Origin of the sequence: Kitasatospora humi, assembly GCF_020907985.1 — a bacterium.
GTDB lineage: Bacteria > Actinomycetota > Actinomycetes > Streptomycetales > Streptomycetaceae > Kitasatospora > Kitasatospora humi.
In genome coordinates this window covers 1-18,772 of the sequence record NZ_JAJJPA010000003.1, presented here as the reverse complement: position 1 = coordinate 18,772, position 18,772 = coordinate 1, and the positions used below count along the sequence as shown (strand labels likewise).

Sequence of the window (18,772 nt, the reverse complement as noted above, 5' to 3'; positions counted from 1 at the left end):
ACTCCACACGTTGGTTCGGCCGGGCTCGGCATCGGGGCCCGATACCGTGCCGCCGAGGGTGTTACCACGGGTAACATCGAGGGAGTCTGCTACTGATAGGTAATGGCTGTCAACGAGTCCGGACGCGGCAGTGCGGAACGCGAGAACGAGGAGGGGGCCGGGGTGACCGCGCTGGAGGAACCGCGCAGGGAGCAGCTGCTCAACGCCGCCGACCGGGTGGTCCGCCGGGACGGGCCGGGCGCCAGCATGAACGCCATCGCCACCGAGGCCGGCATCACCAAGCCGATCCTCTACCGCCACTTCGGCGACCGCAGCGGCCTGTTCCAGGCGCTGACCGAGCGGCACACCGCCGGCCTGCTGGCCGCGGTCCGGGCCGCCCTGGCCGAGCCGCTGGAGCGGCGGGAGCAGGTCGAACACGTTCTGGACACCTACCTAGCCGGGATCGAGGCCCGGCCGCAGGTCTACCAGCTGCTCACCCATCCGGAGGCCGGCGACCCCAACGGCGTGGGCGGGGTGCTCGCCCCGGCGCTGCGGCAGATCGCCGAGGAGATCACCCGGGCGGTGACCGCGCAGGTTGACCTCGGCCCGGACGGACCGCTGCTCTCCGAGGCCTGGGGCCGGGCGATCACCGGCATGGTGCTGGCGGCCGGCGACTGGTGGCTGGAGAACCGGCCCTGCCCACGCGCCCGGATGGTGCAGGCGCTGGCCGACCTGCTCTGGGGCCGGCTGGCAGCGGCGGCTCCGCTGCCCACTCCCCCGGCACCGGCCCCGGAACCGGTGGAGCCCGCCAACACCCTTGACGGCCAAGCGGATTCCTGACGCCGTACCCCTTGCGCGGGGCCCCGCCGTTCGGCAGCATCGGCGACCAACCACCGCCTGCCCGAGCGAGGTGCCCGTGCGCGTCCGCCGTACCGCCACCGCCCTGCTGCTGACCGCCGCCGCGCTGCTCGGCTGCGCACCGCTGGCCCAGGCCGAGATCCCGAGAGCCACCGCCGACTTCCCGACCGGCACCGCCACCGCACCGGACGGCCGGGTGCTCTTCACCGATGTGCGCGGCCGGACGGTCGAGCCGCGCGGCTTCAACGTCGACAAGTACGACGAGACCACCGAGGCCGATCTGCGCTCGATCGCCGCCGACGGCTTCACACTGATCCGGGTGGCGGTCTCCTGGAACCGGCTGGAACCCGCCCAGGGTCGGTACGACGGCACTGAACTCGCCAAGCTGAGGCGGCTGTTGGACTGGGCCGACCAGGACGGCCTGCTGGCCGTGGTCGACTTCCACCAGGACGTCTACGGGCCCGTGTTCGGCGGCGGGGACCGCGGCATTCCGCCATGGGCCACCAGGGACGACGGGCTGCCGTTCGTCCCCGACCCCGACGACTGGTTCGCCGGCTACTTCCAGCCCGCCGTCCAGGCCGCCTTCCGCCACCTGTACGACGACCCCGACCTGCGCCGCTGGCAGGCCGACTTCTACACCCACATCGCCCGTGAACTGCGCGGCCACCGCTCGCTGTTGGGCTATGACCTGTTCAACGAGCCGTTCGGTCCGGTACTCGGCGACCCCGGCGACCCGGCGGTGCTGGCCGCGTCGTCGGCCCAACTGGAACAGGGCCGACTGGCGTTGATGTACCAGCGGCTGATCGACGCCATCCGCGGCGTGGACCAGCACAGCTGGCTCTTCGTCGAGCCGACCGTTCTGGTCGGCGAGGGCATACCGACCCAACTGCCGGGCTTCGACGACCCGCGACCCGGCCCGGCCCGGCTCGGCTACGCACCGCACTTCTACGACACCGCCGTGGAGAACGGCGCCGACTGGAACCCGGCCGACGGCTTCATCGAGGCCTACACCGCGGCGATCACCGACTATCCGCGCCGCCACCGGATGCCGCTGCTGGTCGGCGAGTGGGGACCGCCGAGCGCCGCCACCCCGGGCAACGCCGAACTGGTGCGCCGCCAGATCGCCGCGATGGCGGGCTTCGCGAGCGGCTGGACCATGTGGTACTGGTGCCGGGGCAACGGCGGCTACTGCGCGCTGGGGCCCGACGGGCGACCGGCCGGCGGGGACGGCCCGGCCTTCGGGCCGTACGCGGCGGTGCTGGCCGGACTACCGAGCACCGAGAGCTGGACGGCCGACCGGTACACGGTCGCGTTCACCGCCACCGGCGGCTGGACCGAACTCGTCGCACCCCCGAGCGCCCGGCTCACCGTCACCGGCAGCGACGCGGTGGAGGTCGACCGGCGCTCCCCGGGCCGGTTGCGGCTGCGCGTGCCGCACGGCGCCCGGGTGGTCGTCGAGTCGGACGATTAGAGCAGGTCCGCCCGGGCGGCCTGGATGCCCGCCTGGAACCGGGTGCGGGCGCCGAACCGGTCCATCAGCTCCCGCACCCAGCGCTGCACGGTGCGCGTGGAGACGCCCATCTGCCGGGCGATGCTCTCGTCGGTCAGCCCGGCAGCCAGCAGGGCGAGCAACTGGCGGTGGCGGTCCTGCGGCAGGTCCGTCGAGTCGGCGGCGGGCAGCCGCATCGCCCTGGTCCAGTAGAGCTCGAACAGCCCGGCCAGCGCGTCCAGCAGCGAGGACGGCCGCACCAGTAGCACGTTCTGCAGCTCGGTGCCGGTGCTGACCGGCAGCAGCGCCCACCTGTCGTCCACCAGGGCCAGCTTGAGCGGGAGTTCGGGCAGCACCCGGGCCTGCTCGCCGGCGCCGGTGAAGAGCCGGATCTCGGCCAGCCGGTCCGGCTCCCGCAGCACCCGGCTCTCGTACACCACCCGCATCCGCACCCCCCGGGCCAGCGCGGCGAGTTCGAGCTCCGGATCGGCCCGGCGGATGTAGGGCGGCTTGTCCAGCACCCGCAACTCGCCGCGCACGCCCAGTTGGAGGCTGCGCCACAGCTCGGCTATCGAGTCCCGACCGGTGATGACCTCGACCAGCTCGCCGGCCTCGGTGCCGCCGCGGGCCTTGCGGTACGTGCGCAGCAACTCGGTGATCCGGCCCCGGGTGCGGCGCAGTTCCAGCTCGCGGCGGAGCAGCAGCTCCTCCAGTGCCACATCGGGGGCCGCCGCGCTCCACAGCGTGCCGTTCGGCACCGGGCGTTCCACCAGCCCGAGTTCGGCCAGTGAGACGAGCGCCGCCAGCGACCGTTCGGCACCGATGCCGAGCACCTGGCCGAGCTGAGCGGCGCTCAGCCCGACCACGGTCAGCAGCTGGAGGTAGAGCCGTTCCTGGTCGGGGGTCAGTCCGAGAGCACCGAGCCGTGCGGTCCACTGCTCCGCCATCCGACTTACCGTCCCCGAGAGTTGGCCATGGCTGTCATGCTACCGCCAGGGTGCCCGAGCGGAATCAGTCCTGCGCCAGCCCCCGGCGCGCCAGCAGCGGCCCGACCTGCGGGTCGCGCCCGAGCACCGCGCGGAAGGCCGCCATCGCCGGCACGCTGTCGCCGCGGCTGAGCAGCTCGCGCCGGAACGCCTCACCGCTCTCGCGCACCGATCGGCCGTTCTCCTTGAACCACTCCACCGTGTCGGCGTCCAGCACCTCCGACCAGAGGTAGGAGTAGTAGCCGGCGCTGTAGCCGCCGACGAAGAGGTGGGCGAAATAGCCGGTGCGGTAGCGCGGCGGCACCGCCGGCAGCGCCAAGCCCGCCTCCTTGAGCACCCGGGCCTCGAACTCCTCGACGCCCGCAGCGTCCTGGACGGCCGCCAACTCCTCGGCCGAGCGGGTGTGCCAGGCCCAGTCGAGCAGGGTGGCGGCCAGCACCTCCACCATCCGCAGGCCCTGGCCGAAGCCCTCCGCCTGCGCCAACCTGGCCGACAGCTCGGCCGGCAGCGGCTCGCCGGTCCGGTGGTGCCGGGCGTACCGGGCCTGCACCGCGGGCCAGGTCGCCCACATCTCGTTGACCTGCGAGGGGAATTCCACGAAGTCGCGCGGCACTCGGGTGCCGGCCAGCGACGGGTGGCGCACATCGGAGAACAGGCCGTGCAGCGCGTGGCCGAACTCGTGGAAGAGGGTGCGCACCTCGTCCGCGCTGAGCAGCACCGGACGGCCGGGTGCCGGCTTGGTGATGTTGAGGTTGTTGAAGACCACCGGCCGCTGCCCCAGCAGCTCGGACTGCGTGACCAGTTCGCTCATCCAGGCACCGCCGCGCTTCGACGGCCGGGCGAAGAAGTCGGCCAGGAACAGGCCCAGCGGCGTGCCGTCCCCCTCGAACACCTCGAAGACCCGGGTGTCGGGGTGGTAGCCGGTCAGGTCGGGGCGCTCGGTGAAGCGCACCCCGTAGGCCAGCTCCGCGGCGTGGAAGACGCCGTCGTGCAGCACCTGCTCCAACTCGTAGTAGGGGCGCAGCTCGGCGGCGTCGACGGCGTACTCGGTCCGGCGCACCTGCTCGGCGTAGTAGGCGACATCGTGGGCGCCGAAGTCGGTCACCCCGTCCGCCTCGGCGGCCTCGGCCAGCCGGGCCAGCTCGCGTTCGGCGTTGGCCACCGAGGGCGCCACCAGCTTGGCCAGCAGCTCGTCGACGGCGTCCACCGAGCCGGCCGTCTGGTCGTCCAGCACGTAGGCGGCGTGGCTGGGGTGGCCGAGCAGGGCGGCCCGCTCGGCGCGCAGCGCGGCCATCCGGGCGGCCAGCGGGCCGTTGGTGCTCAACCCCCGGGCGAGGGCGCTGTCCAGCAGCCGGCGGCGCAGGCCGCGGTCGGCGAGCTTGGCCAGCAGCGGCTGGTTGGTGAAGTTCACCAGGGCCAGCAGGTAGCCCTCCTCGCCGCGCTCACGGGCCCGCTCGGCGGCGGCCTCGATCTCGCCCTCGGAGAGTCCAGCCAGCTGCTCGACGTCCGTGACCAGCAGCGCACCGGCCGCGTTGGCGGCCCGCAGCTGCTGCTCGAAGGTGGCGGAGGCGGCGGCCAGTTCGGCGTTCAGCTCGCGCAGCCGCCGCTGCTCGGCGGCGGACAGCCGGGCGCCGGCCCGGACCAGCTGCTGGTGGCGGCGCTCCAGCAGCCGCAGCGACTCGGCGTCCAGCCCCAGCTCGCCCCGGTTCCGGTGGACCTCGTCGATCCGGGCGAAGAGCGCCCGGTCCAGGTGGATCGCGTCGGCGTGCGCGGCCAGCTTCGGCCGGTACTCGATCTCCAGCTCCTGAACGGCGTCATTGGTGTCGGCGGAGGACTGGTTGTCGAAGACCACCAGCACCCGGGTCAGCAGGGCACCACTGCGCTCCAGCGCGACCACGGTGTTCTCGAAGTCCGCGGGCTCCGGGTTGCCGGTGATCCGGGCGATCTCGGCGAGCTGCTCGGCCATGCCCTGGTCGAGTGCGGGCCGGTAGTGCTCCTCCCGGATCTCGCCGAACGGCGGAAGCTGGTACGGCAGCGAGCTTGGCGCGAGGAAGGGGTTGTCCGTCATTCCGCCGACCCTACGCGCCGCGCTGCTCTCCCGCTGGTCGATCCGGCCCGGTTGTCAGTGCGGGGCGCTACGGTCGGGATTGCCTGATCCGTGCCCGACACCGACCCGAACAGGAGGCCGCCGATGACGTCCAGGATCGCCCTGGTGCCCGACCAGCACGGGCGCGGCGGCCGGCTGCAGCGCCTCACCGAGCTGGGCGAGCCGGTCGGCGGGGTGCTGACCACGCGGGAGCTGGCCGCCGCGGTGGCCGAGCTGGAGGCCGCCGAGCGGCCGCGCTGGGTCTGGGCCGCCGCCGAGTCGGCCTATGCCCCGCTGCTGGCCGAGCTGCCGCGCCGACTGGGCCGCTGCCACGACCTGCGGCTGGTCGAGCCGCTGCTGCTGGGGCACGAGGGCCGCTGGGGCGCGCCGCGCTCGCTGGGCGCCGCCTGGGCGCGGTTGCGCGGCCTGCCGGTGCCCGACGATCTGCCGGAGGCCGGCGCGGCCGAGGCCCAGGATTCGCTGTTCGCCCCCGACCGGTTGCAGCTGCCGCCGGGCACCGACGCGCTCACCGCCGTGCTCGCCGTCCACGCCGACCAGCAGCGCCGCCTCGGCGCCATCGATGACGCGGCGGAGCGCGCCCGGTTCCGGCTGCTGGTGGCCGCCGAGTCGGCCGGTGCGCTGGCCGCCGCGGAGATGGCCGCCGACGGGCTGCCCTGGCGCACCGAGGTGCACGACGCGATGCTCACCGAACTGCTGGGCCCGCGCCCGACCGTCCCCGGCACGCAGCCGGCCCGGCTGGCCGAGCTCGCGGTGCGGCTCCAACAGGCGCTGGGCAGCAAGCCGTTCAATCCCGACTCGCACGCCCAGGTGCTGAAGGCCTTCGCCGACCAGGGCATCCGGCTCTCCTCCACCCGGGTCTGGGAGCTGCGCGGGATCGACCACCCGGCCGCCGAGTTGATGATCCGCTACAAGGAGCTGTCCAGGATCCACTCCGCGCACGGCTGGGCCTGGCAGGAGACCTGGGCGCGCGGCGGCCGGTTCCGCCCGGAGTACGTGGTGGGCGGCGTGGTCTCCGGCCGCTGGGCCAGCCGGGGCGGCGGTGCGCTGCAGATCCCGCGGCTGCTGCGCCGGGCGGTGGTGGCCGACCCGGGCCGGCGACTGGTGGTGGCCGATGCCGCCCAGTTGGAGCCCCGGGTGCTGGCGGCGCTCTCCGAGGACGCCGGGCTGGCCCGCAGCGCCGCCGGCGGCGACCTCTACCAGGCGCTGGCCGCCACCGCGTTCCACGGCGAGCGGGACAAGGCCAAGCTCGGTCTGCTCGGCGCGATGTACGGGCAGACCAGCGGGGACATCGGCCCGCTGCTGGCCATCCTGCGGCAGCGCTATCCCGCCGCGATGGGCTACGTGGAGGCGGCGGCCCGCACCGGGGAGGAGGGCGGCATCGTCCGGTCCCGGCTGGGGCGCAGTTGCCCGCCGCCGTCGGACGCCTGGCTGGACCTCACCGAGGCGGCGGCCGGCGAGGGCGAGCAGGGGCCGCGCTCGGCCCGGGCCCGCGGCCGGTTCACCCGCAACTTCGTCATCCAGGCCTCGGCGGCGGACTGGGCGCTGGCACTGATCGCCGCGCTGCGCCGAAGACTCGCGCAGCTCCCCGACCACCCGCACCTGGTCTTCTTCCAGCATGACGAGGTGATCGTGCACACTCCCGCCGAGCTGGCCGGGCAGGTGGTGTCAGCGGTCAACGAGTCGGCTGCCGAGGCCAGTCGACTGGTCTTCGGGCCGACCCCGGTGCAGTTCCCGATGAGCACCGCCGTGGTGGAGTGCTACGCGGACGCCAAGTGACGAACTGACCGCGGATCAGAACTTGTGCGACTGCCAGGCTTCCTGGGCGGCCCGGACCACCTCGGCGAGCGCCGCCCCGGTGGAGGCGGTCACCACGGCCGCCACCGCTCCCTCCACGAACGGGGCGTCCACCAGCACCACTTGATCGGGGCGGTCCAGGTCGGCGAGCACCGCGCGGGTGGTCAGCACGGCACTGCCCAGGTCCGGCAGCACCGCCACGCCGGCGCCGCCGTCGGCCGCGTGCACGGCGGCCTGGATCAGCTCGTAGCTGGTGCCCGTCGAGCCGTCCTCGGTGCCGGCCGCGACCGCCACCGTCACGGCGCCGCCGCCCAGTTGCTCGGCCAGTTCGCGCACCCCCGCGCCGAGCTGCGGGCTGTGCGACACCAGGACGATTCCCACCGAGGTCCTCATGGGCCGAGCCTAGCCGGACCGCCACGCCAGGCAGGGTGAACGGCTGAGGAATCCCATCCGGTGGCGTAGGTTCGACAGCACGGTCCGACCGCCACCCGGGAGTCCGCATGAAGAAGCTGATCAACACGCCCGAGTCCGTGCTCGACGACACCCTCGCCGGAATCGCCGCCGCACATCCCGAGTTGACGGTGGACCGGACGGCCCGGGTGGTGCACCGGTCGGACGCACCGCGTCCGGGCAAGGTGGCACTGGTCTCCGGCGGCGGCTCCGGTCACGAACCGCTGCACACCGGCTTCGTCGGCCCCGGAATGCTGGACGCGGCCTGCCCCGGCGAGGTGTTCACCTCCCCCGTGCCGGACCAGATGCTGGCCGCGATCTCGGCCGTCGACGGCGGGGCCGGCGTGGTCTTCGTGGTCAAGAACTACACCGGCGACGTGCTGAACTTCTCGCTCGCCGCCGAACTCGCCGCCGAGCAGGGCACCGAGGTCCGCACCGTGCTCGTGGACGACGACGTGGCGGTGCAGGACTCCACGTTCACCGCCGGCCGGCGCGGCACCGGCGCCACCGTGGTGGTGGAGAAGGTCTGCGGCGCGCTGGCCGAGCGCGGGGCCGGCGCCGCCGAGGTGGCCTCGATCGGCCAGCTGGCCAACGCCCTGTCCCGCTCCTTCGCGGTGGCGCTGACCGCCGCGACCGTACCGGCCGCCGGCAAGCCCGGCTTCGACCTGCCGGGCGACGAGATCGAGGCCGGTGTCGGCATCCACGGCGAACCGGGCCGCCGCCGCGAGCCACTGCGCCCCGCCCGCGAGCTGGCGGCCGAAGTGGTGGAGACCGTCCTGGCCGACCACACCCTGACCTCGGGCGACCAGGTGATCGCCCTGGTGAACGGCCTGGGCGGCACCCCGCTGCACGAGCTCTACCTGGTCTACGGCGAGGTGGCCGCCCGCCTCGCCGAGCGCGGCATCACCATCGCCCGTCGGCTGGTCGGCAACTACGTGACCAGCCTGGACATGGCCGGGTTCTCGCTCACCCTGACCAAGGCCGACCCGCAGCTCCTGGAGCTCTGGGACGCGCCCGTCGCCACCCCCGCCCTGCGCTGGTCCTGACAACCCCTTGTGAGACCGACGGAGCATCAGCAATGTCCTACGCCATCGACCACGACCTCGCCGTCGCCTGGCTGCGTGCCGCGGCCGCGGCCGTCGAACAACGGCACCAGGAGCTCACCGAGTTGGACGCCGCGATCGGCGACGGCGATCACGGCAGCAACCTTCGCCGCGGCTTCGTGGCCGTCACCGAGCTGCTGGACTCCCTCGACCCGGCGACGCCGCCCGGCACCGTGCTGATCCGGGCGGGCACCACCCTGATCTCCAAGGTCGGCGGCGCCTCCGGACCGCTCTACGGCAGCGTCCTGCGGGCGGCCGGCACCGCGCTGCCCGCGCCCACCGCCGACCTGACGGCGCTGGCCGAGGCGCTGCGGGCCGGTCTGACCGCGCTGCAGAAGCTGGGCGGCGCGGCGGTCGGCGACAAGACCATCGTGGACGCCTTCGAACCGGCCGTCGCCGCGCTGGAGCGCGCCGCCTTCGATGGCTTCACGCTGCGCGAGGCGAGCGCGCTGGCCGCCGAGGCCGCCGAGGCGGGGGCCCGGGCCACCATCCCGCTGGAGGCCCGCAAGGGCCGCGCCTCCTACCTGGGGCCGCGCAGCGTCGACCACCAGGACCCGGGCGCCACCTCCACCGCGCTGCTGTTCGCCGCGCTGGCCGAGGTGTCGTCACCGCACTGATCCTCATCCGCATCCGAAGGCCACCTGGACACGCATTGTGACCAGGTGGCCTTCTCGTGTGCCCGGGGACGATGGAATAGCACTCTGTGTCCACATGCGGCTACTCTCAGTGCCCTGCTGTGGCGATCATCTCACGCCGCCCGCAGCGCCCCCCTCTTACGGAATACCCTAGGGGGGTATGGTGTTCTCAACGGTACGGCGCCACCCGGCGCCCCTGACCCTCGGAGGCTCTCAATGGCCAGCACGACCACCTACACCGTCACCGGCATGAGCTGCGGCCACTGCGAGAAGTCGGTGACCGAGGAGCTCTCCGCACTGACCGGCGTGCTCACCGTCGCCGCCGACGCCAAGGCCGGCACCGTCACCGTCTCCTCCGAGCAGCCGCTGGACGAGGCCGACGTCCGCGCCGCGATCGACGAGGCCGGCTACGAACTGGTCGGCCCCGCGGCCTGACCGCGGTCCCGGGGGGGCGCGTCCCCACCGGCCGCCCCCCGCACCCCGGATCTTCGAAGGAGACCAGCACGATGAGCACCGCCAGCAGCACCGTCGCCAGTGCGGCCGTCGACCGCGTCGAGCTGTCGATCGGCGGGATGACCTGCGCCTCGTGCGCGGCCCGGATCGAGAAGAAGCTCAACCGGCTGGACGGCGTCGAGGCCACCGTCAACTTCGCGACCGAGAAGGCCCGGGTCGACTTCGGCCCCGGCGTCACGGTGGCCGACCTGATCGCCACCGTGGAGCGCACCGGCTACACCGCCGAGCTGCCCCCGCCGCCGACCGCCCCCGCGCCCACCCCTGGGACCGCGGCACCCGCCGAGGCACCGGACCCGCTGCGCGAGCGACTCACGGTCAGCGCGCTGCTCACCGTCCCGGTGATCCTGCTCTCCATGGTCCCCGCGCTGCAGTTCACCAACTGGCAGTGGCTGGCCTTCGCCCTGACCGGCCCGGTGGTGCTGTACGGCGGCTGGCAGTTCCACCACGCCGCCGCCACCAACCTGCGGCACGGCGCGGCCACCATGGACACCCTGGTCTCGCTGGGCACCCTGGCCGCGTTCGGCTGGTCCGTCTGGGCGCTGTTCTGGGGCGAGGCCGGGCGGCCCGGCATGAAGCACACGTTCTCACTGGCGGTCGACCGGACCGACGCCGGATCGTCCCTCTACCTGGAGACGGCCGCCGCCGTCACCGCCCTGATCCTGCTCGGCCGCTGGCTGGAGGCCCGCTCCAAGCGGCGCGCCGGAGCCGCCCTGCACGCCCTGCTGGACCTGGGGGCCAAGGACGTCGCGGTGCTGCGGGACGGCCGCGAGGTGCGGATCCCGGTCACCGGACTCACCGTCGGCACCCGGTTCGTGGTCCGGCCGGGCGAGAAGATCGCCACCGACGGCGTGGTGGTGGAGGGCGCCTCCGCGGTGGACGCCTCGATGCTCACCGGCGAGTCCGTTCCGGTCGAGGTCTCGGTCGGCGACCCGGTCACCGGCGCCACCGTCAACGCGGGCGGCCGCCTGGTGGTCGAGGCCCGCCGGGTCGGTGCCGACACCCAGCTGGCCCGGATGGCCGAGCTGGTCGAGCAGGCGCAGAACGGCAAGGCCGCGGCGCAGCGGCTGGCCGACCGGATCTCCGCGGTCTTCGTACCGGTGGTGGTCCTCCTCGCGCTGGGCACCCTGGGCGGCTGGCTGCTGGCCGGCGGCAGCCCCACCGAGGCGTTCACCGCCGCGGTCGCGGTGCTGATCATCGCCTGCCCGTGCGCCCTGGGCCTGGCCACCCCGACCGCGCTGATGGTCGGCACCGGGCGCGGCGCGCAGCTCGGCATCCTGATCAAGGGTCCCGAAGTACTGGAGACCACCCGCCGGGTCGACACCATCGTGCTGGACAAGACCGGCACGGTGACCACCGGAAAGATGGCGCTGACCGCCGTGCACACCGCCGACGGGGTTTCCGAGGAGCAGGCGCTGCGGCTGGCCGGCGCGCTGGAGGACGCCTCGGAGCACCCGATCGCCCGGGCCGTCGCGGCGGCCGCCGCTGAGAAGCTGGGCGCCCTGCCGGGCGTCGAGGGCTTCGAGAACGTGCCGGGCCTGGGTGTGCGGGGGGTGGTGGACGGCCACGCGGTGCTGGCCGGCCGGGAGCGCCTGCTGGCCGACTGGGCGCAGCCGCTGGACGCCGGGCTCGCGGCCGCCAAGGCCGAGGCGGAGGCGGCCGGGCGGACGGCCGTCGCGGTCGGCTGGGACGGCGCGGCCCGGGCGGTGCTGGTGGTGGCCGACACCGTCAAGCCGACCAGCGCCCAAGCGGTGCGGGAGCTGCGCGAACTGGGTCTGCGCCCGGTGCTGCTGACCGGCGACCACCGGGCGGCCGCCGAGGCGGTGGCCGCCGAGGTGGGGATCCCGGCCGCCGACGTGATCGCCGAGGTGCTCCCGGAGGACAAGGTGGCCCAGGTCCGGCGGCTGCAGGCCGAGGGCCGCTCGGTGGCCATGGTCGGTGACGGGGTCAACGACGCCGCCGCGCTGGCCCAGGCCGACCTTGGCCTGGCGATGGGCACCGGGACCGACGCGGCGATCGAGGCCGGCGACCTGACCCTGGTCCGCGGCGACCTGCGGGTGGCCGCCGACGCGATCCGACTCTCCCGGCGGACCCTGGCCACCATCAAGGGCAACCTGTTCTGGGCCTTCGCCTACAACGTGGCGGCGCTGCCGCTGGCCGCCACCGGCCTGCTCAGCCCGGTGGTGGCCGGCGCGACGATGGCCTTCTCCTCGGTCTTCGTGGTCAGCAACAGCCTGCGGCTGCGCCGCTTCGGCGGCTGACCCGCCGATCGGGTCCCCGGCTGGTCGTCGAGCCGAAGCAGCTCCTCGGACGTCAGCGTCCGAGGAGCTCGCCGCCGTTGCAGTGCAGGATCTCGCCGGTGATGAAGCCGGCTTCCGGGGAGGCCAGGAAGTGCACGGCCGCGGCCACCTCGCCGGTCTCGCCGATCCGGCCCAGCAGGGTGCGGGCGGCCCGGCGGGAGACCTCGGCCTCGTCCAGCCGGGGCCCGAAGAACTCGGTGCCGGCCACCGTGCCCGGGGCGACGATGTTGGCGGTGATCCCGGACGGGCCCAACTGGGCGGCCAGGAAGTGGTTCCAGGCGTGCAGCGAGGCCTTGGCGGCTCCGAACGAGCCGGCCCCGCGCAGCGCGGCGATCGAGCTGATCGTGACCACCCGGCCCTCCCCCGGGGTAAGCCGGTCCCGGACCGACTCGGTGAGCAGCACGGCGGTCAGCACATTGCGCTCGAAGTCGCCGCGCCAGCGGGCCAGCAGTGCGTGCGGGCCGACGCCGAAGCCGGTCTCCCGGCTGCCCGCGTTGTTCACCAGCACGTCGATCCGGGACGGCAGCGCGTGCAGCGCGGCCTCCACCTCGTCCGGATCGGCCAGGTCGCAGACCAGCGGCGCGACGCCGCCGCCGAGCTCGGCGACGGCAGCGTCCAGGACCGCGCGGCGGCGGCCCACGATCACCACCTGCTCGCCGGCCTCGACGAAGCGCCGGGCGATCTCCAGGCCGATTCCGGTGCCACCGCCCGTGACGACAACATTCCTGGCCATCTGCAAATCTCCCGCCCTGTCCATACCGGAATGACACGATTCCTATCACGCAGGGTTGCCGTCACTGCGGGGAGGGTGACGCTCGGCGCCGAGGATCGTGTGGTATGTGCGGGTGGCACCGAGCAGCGAGAGGCAACTCACACCGCACGGACGTAACTTTGCCGGGCCTGATACGTCTTACCTTGGTGAGTGCGACCTTTCTCCGCGGAACGGCGTGCGCGTGCCACCCTCCCCCCTGGGCCGGCCCGCGCACCCGCGGCCAGGTCGCCGTCGGGGCTCCGGCGGGCCCCGGGATGACTGTCGTGCTACGACGGTCCTCGCGCACGGCGCCGGGCAGTGGAGTGGATCTGGAACGCTTTGAGCGGCCGTTCCCGGTCTCGTCTCCGCTTCGCTCGGTCGCCGTGCGTCGCACGTGCGGAGGGCCCCACTGCCGAGCAGTGGGGCCCTTCGTTTCGGCACTTCAGCGCTTCAGCCACGTCAGTGTTGCGGCGCGGAGCGCGGTGCGGCGTGCGGCGCGGAGCGCGTGCGGCGCGCCGCACGGGCGCGCGGGTCAGCGCTTGTCGAGCGCCACGTAATCCCGGATCGCGGTGCCGGTGTAGATCTGGCGCGGACGGCCGATCCGGCTGCCCGGCTCCTTGATCATCTCCTGCCAGTGGGCGATCCAGCCGGGGAGCCGGCCGAGCGCGAACAGCACGGTGAACATGCTGGTCGGGAAGCCCATCGCGCGGTAGATCAGACCGGTGTAGAAGTCGACGTTCGGGTACAGCTTGCGGGAGATGAAGAAGTCGTCGCTGAGCGCGTGCTCCTCCAGCTTGAGCGCGATCTCCAGCAGCTCGTCCGACTTGCCGAGCTGGCCGAGCACCTCGTGCGCCAGGCCCTTGACCAGCGCGGCACGCGGGTCGAAGGCCTTGTACACGCGGTGGCCGAAGCCCATCAGCTTGACGCCGTCCTCGCGGTTCTTCACCTTGCGGATGAAGGCGTCGACGTCGCCGCCGTCCTTCTGGATCTGCTCCAGCATCTCCAGCACGGCCTGGTTGGCGCCGCCGTGCAGCGGGCCCCAGAGCGCCGAGATGCCGGCCGAGACCGAGGCGAACATGTTGGCGTGGCTGGAGCCGACCAGGCGCACCGTGGAGGTGGAGCAGTTCTGCTCGTGGTCGGCGTGCAGGATGAGGAGCTTGTCCAGCGCGTTGACGATCACCGGGTTCAGCTCGTACTCCTCCGCCGGGACGGCGAAGGTCATCCGCAGGAGGTTCTCGACGTAGCTCAGGTCGTTGCGCGGGTAGACGAACGGCTGGCCCATCGCCTTCTTGTAGGCGTAGGCGGCGATGGTCGGCAGCTTCGCCAGCAGGCGGACGGCCGACAGGTTGCGCTGGGCGTCGTCGAAGGGGTTGTGGCTCTCCGGGTAGAAGGTGGAGAGCGCGCCGACCACCGAGGACAGCATCGCCATCGGGTGCGCGTCCCGGGGGAAGCCCTGGAAGAAGCGCTTGACGTCCTCGTGCAGCAGGGTGTGCTGGGTGATGTCGCTGCTGAAGGTCGCCAGCTGGTCGGCGGTCGGGAGCTCACCGTTGATCAGCAGGTAGGCGGTCTCGATGAAGCTGCCCTGCTCGGCCAGCTGCTCGATCGGGTAACCGCGGTAGCGGAGGATGCCGTTGTCACCGTCGACGAAGGTGATGGCGGACTTGTACGCAGCGGTGTTGCCGAAGCCGTTGTCCAGGGTGACCAGGCCGGTCTGCGGGAGCAGCTTCGAGATGTCGAACCCAGAGTTGCCCGCCGTGCTCTCGACCACGGGGTACTCGTACTCGCCGCCCTGGTACTTCAGGACTACGGCGCCTTGACTGTTCTCGCTCACGCTATTCCTCACCGACGTATTGAAATCCGCTTCGCGTGCCCTGCCGTCCACCCTCCCCCATGCGGTGGGCGACCGCGCACCCGGGGTGGCCCAAAAGAGCCTGCCCCTACAAAATCGGCAGCCCCGGCCGGTACGAACCGGACAAGATCACTGCACGACTAGGCTGGTCCATCAATTTCTTCACGTCAAGATACCCCCGTTCCGCCCCAATACCCCATTCGGGTTCGAGCTGTTCATCCGCTTGACAGCCGGTGGTCAAGCGCTGCATGCCTGCGACCGGCCCCCACCGTCCGCACCGCTTGCCCGATCGCCTTGCGCGAGCCCACCAGAACCACCAGCTTCTTGGCCCGGGTGACCGCCGTGTACAGCAGGTTCCGCTGCAGCATGGTCCAGGCCGAGGTCGTGACGGGAATCACCACCGCCGGGTACTCGCTGCCCTGCGAGCGGTGAATCGTCACCGCGTAGGCATGCTGCAGTTCGTCAAGTTCGTCGAAGTCGTACGGCACCTCCTCGTCCTCGTCGGTCAGCACGGTGAGCCGCTGATCCTCCACACTGAGCGAAGTCACCACGCCCACGGTGCCGTTGAAGACTCCGTTGCTGCCCTTCTCGTAGTTGTTGCGGATCTGGGTGACCTTGTCGCCGACCCGGAAGGTGCGACCGCCGAAGCGCTTCTCCGGCAGGCCCTCGCGGCCCGGGGTCACGGCCGCCTGGAGCAGGGTGTTGAGGTTGCCCGCGCCGGCCGGGCCGCGGTGCATCGGAGCGAGCACCTGCACGTCGCGCCGTGCGTCCAGCCGGAAGCGCTGCGGGATCCGGCGGGCCACCACGTCGACCACCAGGCCGGCGGTGCGCTCGGTGTCGTCCTCCACGAACAGGAAGAAGTCGGGCAGGCCGTCGGTGAGCGGCGGCTTGCCCTCGTTGATCCGGTGCGCGTTGACCACCACACCGGACTGCTGGGCCTGGCGGAAGATCCTGGTCAGCCGCACCGACGGGATCGGGCCACCGTCCGCCAGCATGTCCCGCAGCACCTCGCCCGCCCCCACCGACGGCAGCTGGTCCACATCGCCCACGAACAGCAGGTGCGCTCCCGGCGCCACCGCCTTGACCAGCTTGTTCGCCAGGATCAGATCCAGCATCGAGGCCTCGTCCACCACCACCAGGTCGGCGTCCAGCGGACGGTCCCGGTCGTAGGCCGCCTCGCCCCCCGGCCGCAGCTCCAACAACCGGTGAACCGTGGCCGCTTGATGCCCGGTCAGCTCGGCCAGCCGTTTGGCCGCCCGGCCGGTCGGTGCGGCCAGCAGCACTTTCGCCCGCTTGGCCAGCGCCAGGGTGACGATCGACTTGACGGTGAACGACTTGCCGCAGCCCGGACCGCCCGTCAGCACGGCGACCTTCTCGGTCAGTGCCAGCCGGACCGCCTGCTCCTGTTCGGGCGCCAGCTCGGCGCCGGTCCGCTCGGCCAGCCACGGCAGCGCCTTCGACCAGTCGACACCCGGGCCGTGCCGGTCGGAGAAGGCGGGCATCCGGTCCGCGTCGGCGTGCAGCAGCCGCAGCAGCTGGTTGGAGAGCGACACCTCGGCCCGGTGGAACGGCACCAGGTAGATCGCGCTGACCGACTCGCCGTCATCCCCCGGCAGCAGCTCCCGGACCACGCCTTCCTCGGCGACCAGCTCGCCCAGGCAGTCGATCACCAGGCCGACGTCCACCTGGAGGAGCTTCACGCCGTCCGCGATCAGCCGCTCCTCCGGGAGGTAGCAGTGGCCCTGGTCGCTGCTCTGCGACAGCGCGTACTGCAGACCCGCCTTGACCCGCTCCGGGCTGTCGTGCGGGATCCCGACCGCCTGGGCGATCCGGTCGGCGGTGAGGAAGCCGATGCCCCAGACATCGGCGGCCAGCCGGTACGGCTCGTTCTTCACCACGCTGATCGAGGCGTCGTCGTACTTCTTGTAGATCCGCACGGCCAGCGACGTCGACACCCCCACCCCCTGGAGGAAGACCATCACCTCCTTGATCGCCTTCTGCTCCTCCCAGGCCGCGGCGATCATCTTGGTGCGCTTGGGGCCGAGCCCCGGAACCTCGATCAGGCGGGACGGCTGCTCCTCGATCACCGTGAGGGTGTCGATGCCGAAGTGGCCCACGATCCGCTCGGCGAACTTCGGCCCGATGCCCTTGATCAGGCCCGAGCCCAGGTAGCGCTGGATCCCCTGCACGGTGGCCGGCAGCACGGTGGTGTAGTTCTCCACGGTGAACTGGCGGCCGTACTGCGGGTGCGAGCCCCAGCGGCCGTGCATCCGCAGCGACTCACCGACCTGAGCACCGAGCAGGGCGCCGACCACGGTCAGCAGCTCGCCGCCGCGGCCGGTGTCGACCCGGGCGACGGTGTAGCCGGTCTCCTCGTTGGCGTAGGTGATCCGCTCCAGCACGCCCTCCAGCTGGGCCGGCTGGGGTGGTACCGCGGCCTGCGCCTGCCGGCCCTGCAGCGTGCCCATCCGGTAACCCCCTCTGTGGTGGTGGCGGCCCTTCCGCGGTAGCGCCGTGTGGGATGAACGCTACCGCTCCGTACCGACACCACCGGCCGCGATTGTGGCCACCGCGTCCAAGGCCGACGATGACAAGTGGAGACCCTTTCGACTGAAGCGGACGACACCATGTTGACCACCGATTTCGCGCCCGGCGCTCCCAACTGGATCGACCTCGGCAGCCCCGACACCGACGCGGCCCAGGCCTTCTACGGTCAGCTGTTCGGCTGGACCTTCGCTTCGGCCGGGCCGAACGCCGGCGGTTACGGCTTCTTCCGCCTGGGCGAACAGACCGTGGCCGCCCTGGGGCCGTTGACCGAGGGGAGCGGTGCGGCGGCCTGGACGGTCTACTTCCGGACCGAGGACGCCGACCGGACGGCCACGCTGGTCTCCCAGGCCGGCGGTGCGGTCCGGTTCGGCCCCTTCGACGTCTTCACCTCCGGCCGGATGGCGGGCTTCACCGATCCCACCGGCGCCACCTTCGCCGTCTGGCAACCGGGCACCACCAGAGGCGTGGACGCCGTGACCAGCATCGGCACCCTCTGCTGGACGGAACTGCACAGCAGCGACCCCGAGCAGGCCAAGGTGTTCTACCGGAAGGTCTTCAACTGGCTCGAGCAGGACGTCCCGTTCGGCGACTTCACCTACACCGTGATCACCCCGACCGGCGGCGGCACGGATGCCAGCCAGGGCGGTATCGCCACCCTGATCCCCGTGGACAAGGCCGTGCACACCGGCTCCTACTGGCTGCCGTACTTCGAGGTGGCCGATGTGGAGGCGACCCGCGCCAAGGCGGTGGAGCTGGGTGGCGGGCAACGCGGTGAGGTGATCGACGAACCCGGGGTCGGGCGCTTCGTGCAGCTCACCGATCCGCAGGGGGCGGTCTTCTCGGTGATCACCAGCACTCCTCCCGGCAGTTGAGCGGGCCGGCGCGCCGCTAGGCTGCCCCGCATGAACGATCTGATCATCCGTCCGGCGACCCGTGAAGACGTCCCCGCGATCGTGGCCCTGCTCATCGAAGACTCACTGGGGACCAGCAGGGAGACACCCGACGATCTGACGCCCTATCACGCCGCCTTCGACCGGCTGGCGGCCGACCCGAACCAGCACCCGACCGTGGCCGAACGCGACGGCGAGGTGATCGGCACGCTGCAGCTCAGCGTGATCCACGGGCTGTCGCGGGCCGGCACCACCCGAACGATCATCGAGGCGGTGCGCATCAAGGCGAGCGAGCGCGGCAACGGCCTGGGCACCCACCTCATCCAGTGGGCGATCGAGGAATCCGGCCGGCTCGGCGCCGGTCTGGTGCAGCTCACCTCGGACAGCAGGCGGGCAGACGCACACCGGTTCTACGAGCGGCTCGGATTCACCGGCTCGCACGTGGGATTCAAGCTGCAGCTCTGACCGGCCGGGTCCGCGGGCATGCAGAAGAGCCCCGACGGGTGACCCGTCGGGGCTTCTTC

At 72.5% G+C, this 18,772-nt stretch carries 15 protein-coding genes; 9 read left to right on the top strand and 6 right to left on the bottom strand.

The genetic code is table 11. The features are described from left to right. The first annotated feature begins 102 nt into the window (after nucleotides 1–102). Together LN042_RS04190 and LN042_RS04185 are read left to right on the top strand one after the other, a co-directional pair. Nucleotides 103–819, top strand: a complete 717-nt coding sequence (locus tag LN042_RS04190; protein WP_230048519.1) for a TetR family transcriptional regulator — start codon at nucleotides 103–105, stop codon at nucleotides 817–819. Nucleotides 820–895: 76 nt separating this feature from the next. Continuing rightward, complete coding sequence (locus tag LN042_RS04185; protein ID WP_230048517.1) at nucleotides 896–2,308, top strand: glycoside hydrolase family 5 protein; 1,413 nt, start codon at nucleotides 896–898, stop codon at nucleotides 2,306–2,308. Here LN042_RS04185 and LN042_RS04180 read toward each other — a convergent pair. Together LN042_RS04180 and LN042_RS04175 are read right to left on the bottom strand one after the other, a co-directional pair. Beyond that, on the bottom strand, nucleotides 2,305–3,273 hold the full coding sequence (locus LN042_RS04180; RefSeq protein WP_230048515.1) for a LuxR C-terminal-related transcriptional regulator: 969 nt from the start codon (nucleotides 3,271–3,273) through the stop codon (nucleotides 2,305–2,307). The genes LN042_RS04185 and LN042_RS04180 overlap by 4 nt on opposite strands. 64 nt (nucleotides 3,274–3,337) lie before the next feature. Continuing rightward, nucleotides 3,338–5,380, bottom strand: a complete 2,043-nt coding sequence (locus LN042_RS04175) for a M3 family metallopeptidase (RefSeq protein WP_230048513.1) — start codon at nucleotides 5,378–5,380, stop codon at nucleotides 3,338–3,340. A 123-nt stretch (nucleotides 5,381–5,503) separates the two neighbouring features. Here LN042_RS04175 and LN042_RS04170 point away from each other — a divergent pair, with 123 nt between their 5' ends. Further along, entirely contained in the window at nucleotides 5,504–7,195 is a 1,692-nt protein-coding gene (locus LN042_RS04170; protein ID WP_230048511.1) for a bifunctional 3'-5' exonuclease/DNA polymerase, read from the top strand. Between the two features lie 15 nt (nucleotides 7,196–7,210). Here the strand turns inward: LN042_RS04170 and dhaM are convergent, their stop codons facing one another. Further along, nucleotides 7,211–7,606 carry a dihydroxyacetone kinase phosphoryl donor subunit DhaM gene (dhaM, locus tag LN042_RS04165; protein ID WP_230048510.1) on the bottom strand — a complete coding sequence of 132 codons (396 nt, stop codon included), beginning with the start codon at nucleotides 7,604–7,606 and terminating at the stop codon, nucleotides 7,211–7,213. A gap of 107 nt (nucleotides 7,607–7,713) precedes the next feature. Here dhaM and dhaK point away from each other — a divergent pair, with 107 nt between their 5' ends. From dhaK to LN042_RS04145, 4 genes are all read left to right on the top strand, one after another. Further along, on the top strand, nucleotides 7,714–8,709 hold the full coding sequence (gene dhaK / locus LN042_RS04160; RefSeq protein ID WP_230048508.1) for a dihydroxyacetone kinase subunit DhaK: 996 nt from the start codon (nucleotides 7,714–7,716) through the stop codon (nucleotides 8,707–8,709). Nucleotides 8,710–8,741: 32 nt separating this feature from the next. Further along, nucleotides 8,742–9,383 (top strand): dihydroxyacetone kinase subunit DhaL, encoded by a 642-nt coding sequence (gene dhaL, locus LN042_RS04155; RefSeq protein ID WP_230048506.1) that lies wholly within the window; start codon nucleotides 8,742–8,744, stop codon nucleotides 9,381–9,383. Nucleotides 9,384–9,617: 234 nt separating this feature from the next. Further along, nucleotides 9,618–9,836: a heavy-metal-associated domain-containing protein gene (locus tag LN042_RS04150; RefSeq protein ID WP_230048504.1), complete on the top strand. Its 219-nt coding sequence runs from the start codon at nucleotides 9,618–9,620 to the stop codon at nucleotides 9,834–9,836. 71 nt (nucleotides 9,837–9,907) lie between these two features. Next, nucleotides 9,908–12,172, top strand: a complete 2,265-nt coding sequence (locus LN042_RS04145) for a heavy metal translocating P-type ATPase (protein ID WP_230048502.1) — start codon at nucleotides 9,908–9,910, stop codon at nucleotides 12,170–12,172. Nucleotides 12,173–12,224: 52 nt separating this feature from the next. Here the strand turns inward: LN042_RS04145 and LN042_RS04140 are convergent, their stop codons facing one another. The 3 genes from LN042_RS04140 to recD2 all read right to left on the bottom strand — a co-directional run bounded on the left by LN042_RS04140 (nucleotide 12,225) and on the right by recD2 (nucleotide 17,279). Beyond that, complete coding sequence (locus tag LN042_RS04140; protein WP_230048500.1) at nucleotides 12,225–12,944, bottom strand: SDR family NAD(P)-dependent oxidoreductase; 720 nt, start codon at nucleotides 12,942–12,944, stop codon at nucleotides 12,225–12,227. 550 nt (nucleotides 12,945–13,494) lie between these two features. Then, a complete protein-coding gene (locus LN042_RS04135; RefSeq protein ID WP_372495669.1) occupies nucleotides 13,495–14,805 on the bottom strand; it encodes a citrate synthase in 1,311 nt (436 codons plus the stop codon). Between the two features lie 221 nt (nucleotides 14,806–15,026). Beyond that, entirely contained in the window at nucleotides 15,027–17,279 is a 2,253-nt protein-coding gene (gene recD2 / locus LN042_RS04130) for an SF1B family DNA helicase RecD2 (RefSeq protein ID WP_230048496.1), read from the bottom strand. Nucleotides 17,280–17,438: 159 nt separating this feature from the next. Between recD2 and LN042_RS04125 the strand changes: the two genes are divergently transcribed. Beyond that, on the top strand, nucleotides 17,439–18,230 hold the full coding sequence (locus LN042_RS04125; protein ID WP_230048494.1) for a VOC family protein: 792 nt from the start codon (nucleotides 17,439–17,441) through the stop codon (nucleotides 18,228–18,230). 30 nt (nucleotides 18,231–18,260) lie between these two features. Continuing rightward, entirely contained in the window at nucleotides 18,261–18,713 is a 453-nt protein-coding gene (locus LN042_RS04120) for a GNAT family N-acetyltransferase (RefSeq protein ID WP_230048492.1), read from the top strand. The last annotated feature ends 59 nt before the right edge of the window (nucleotides 18,714–18,772 follow it).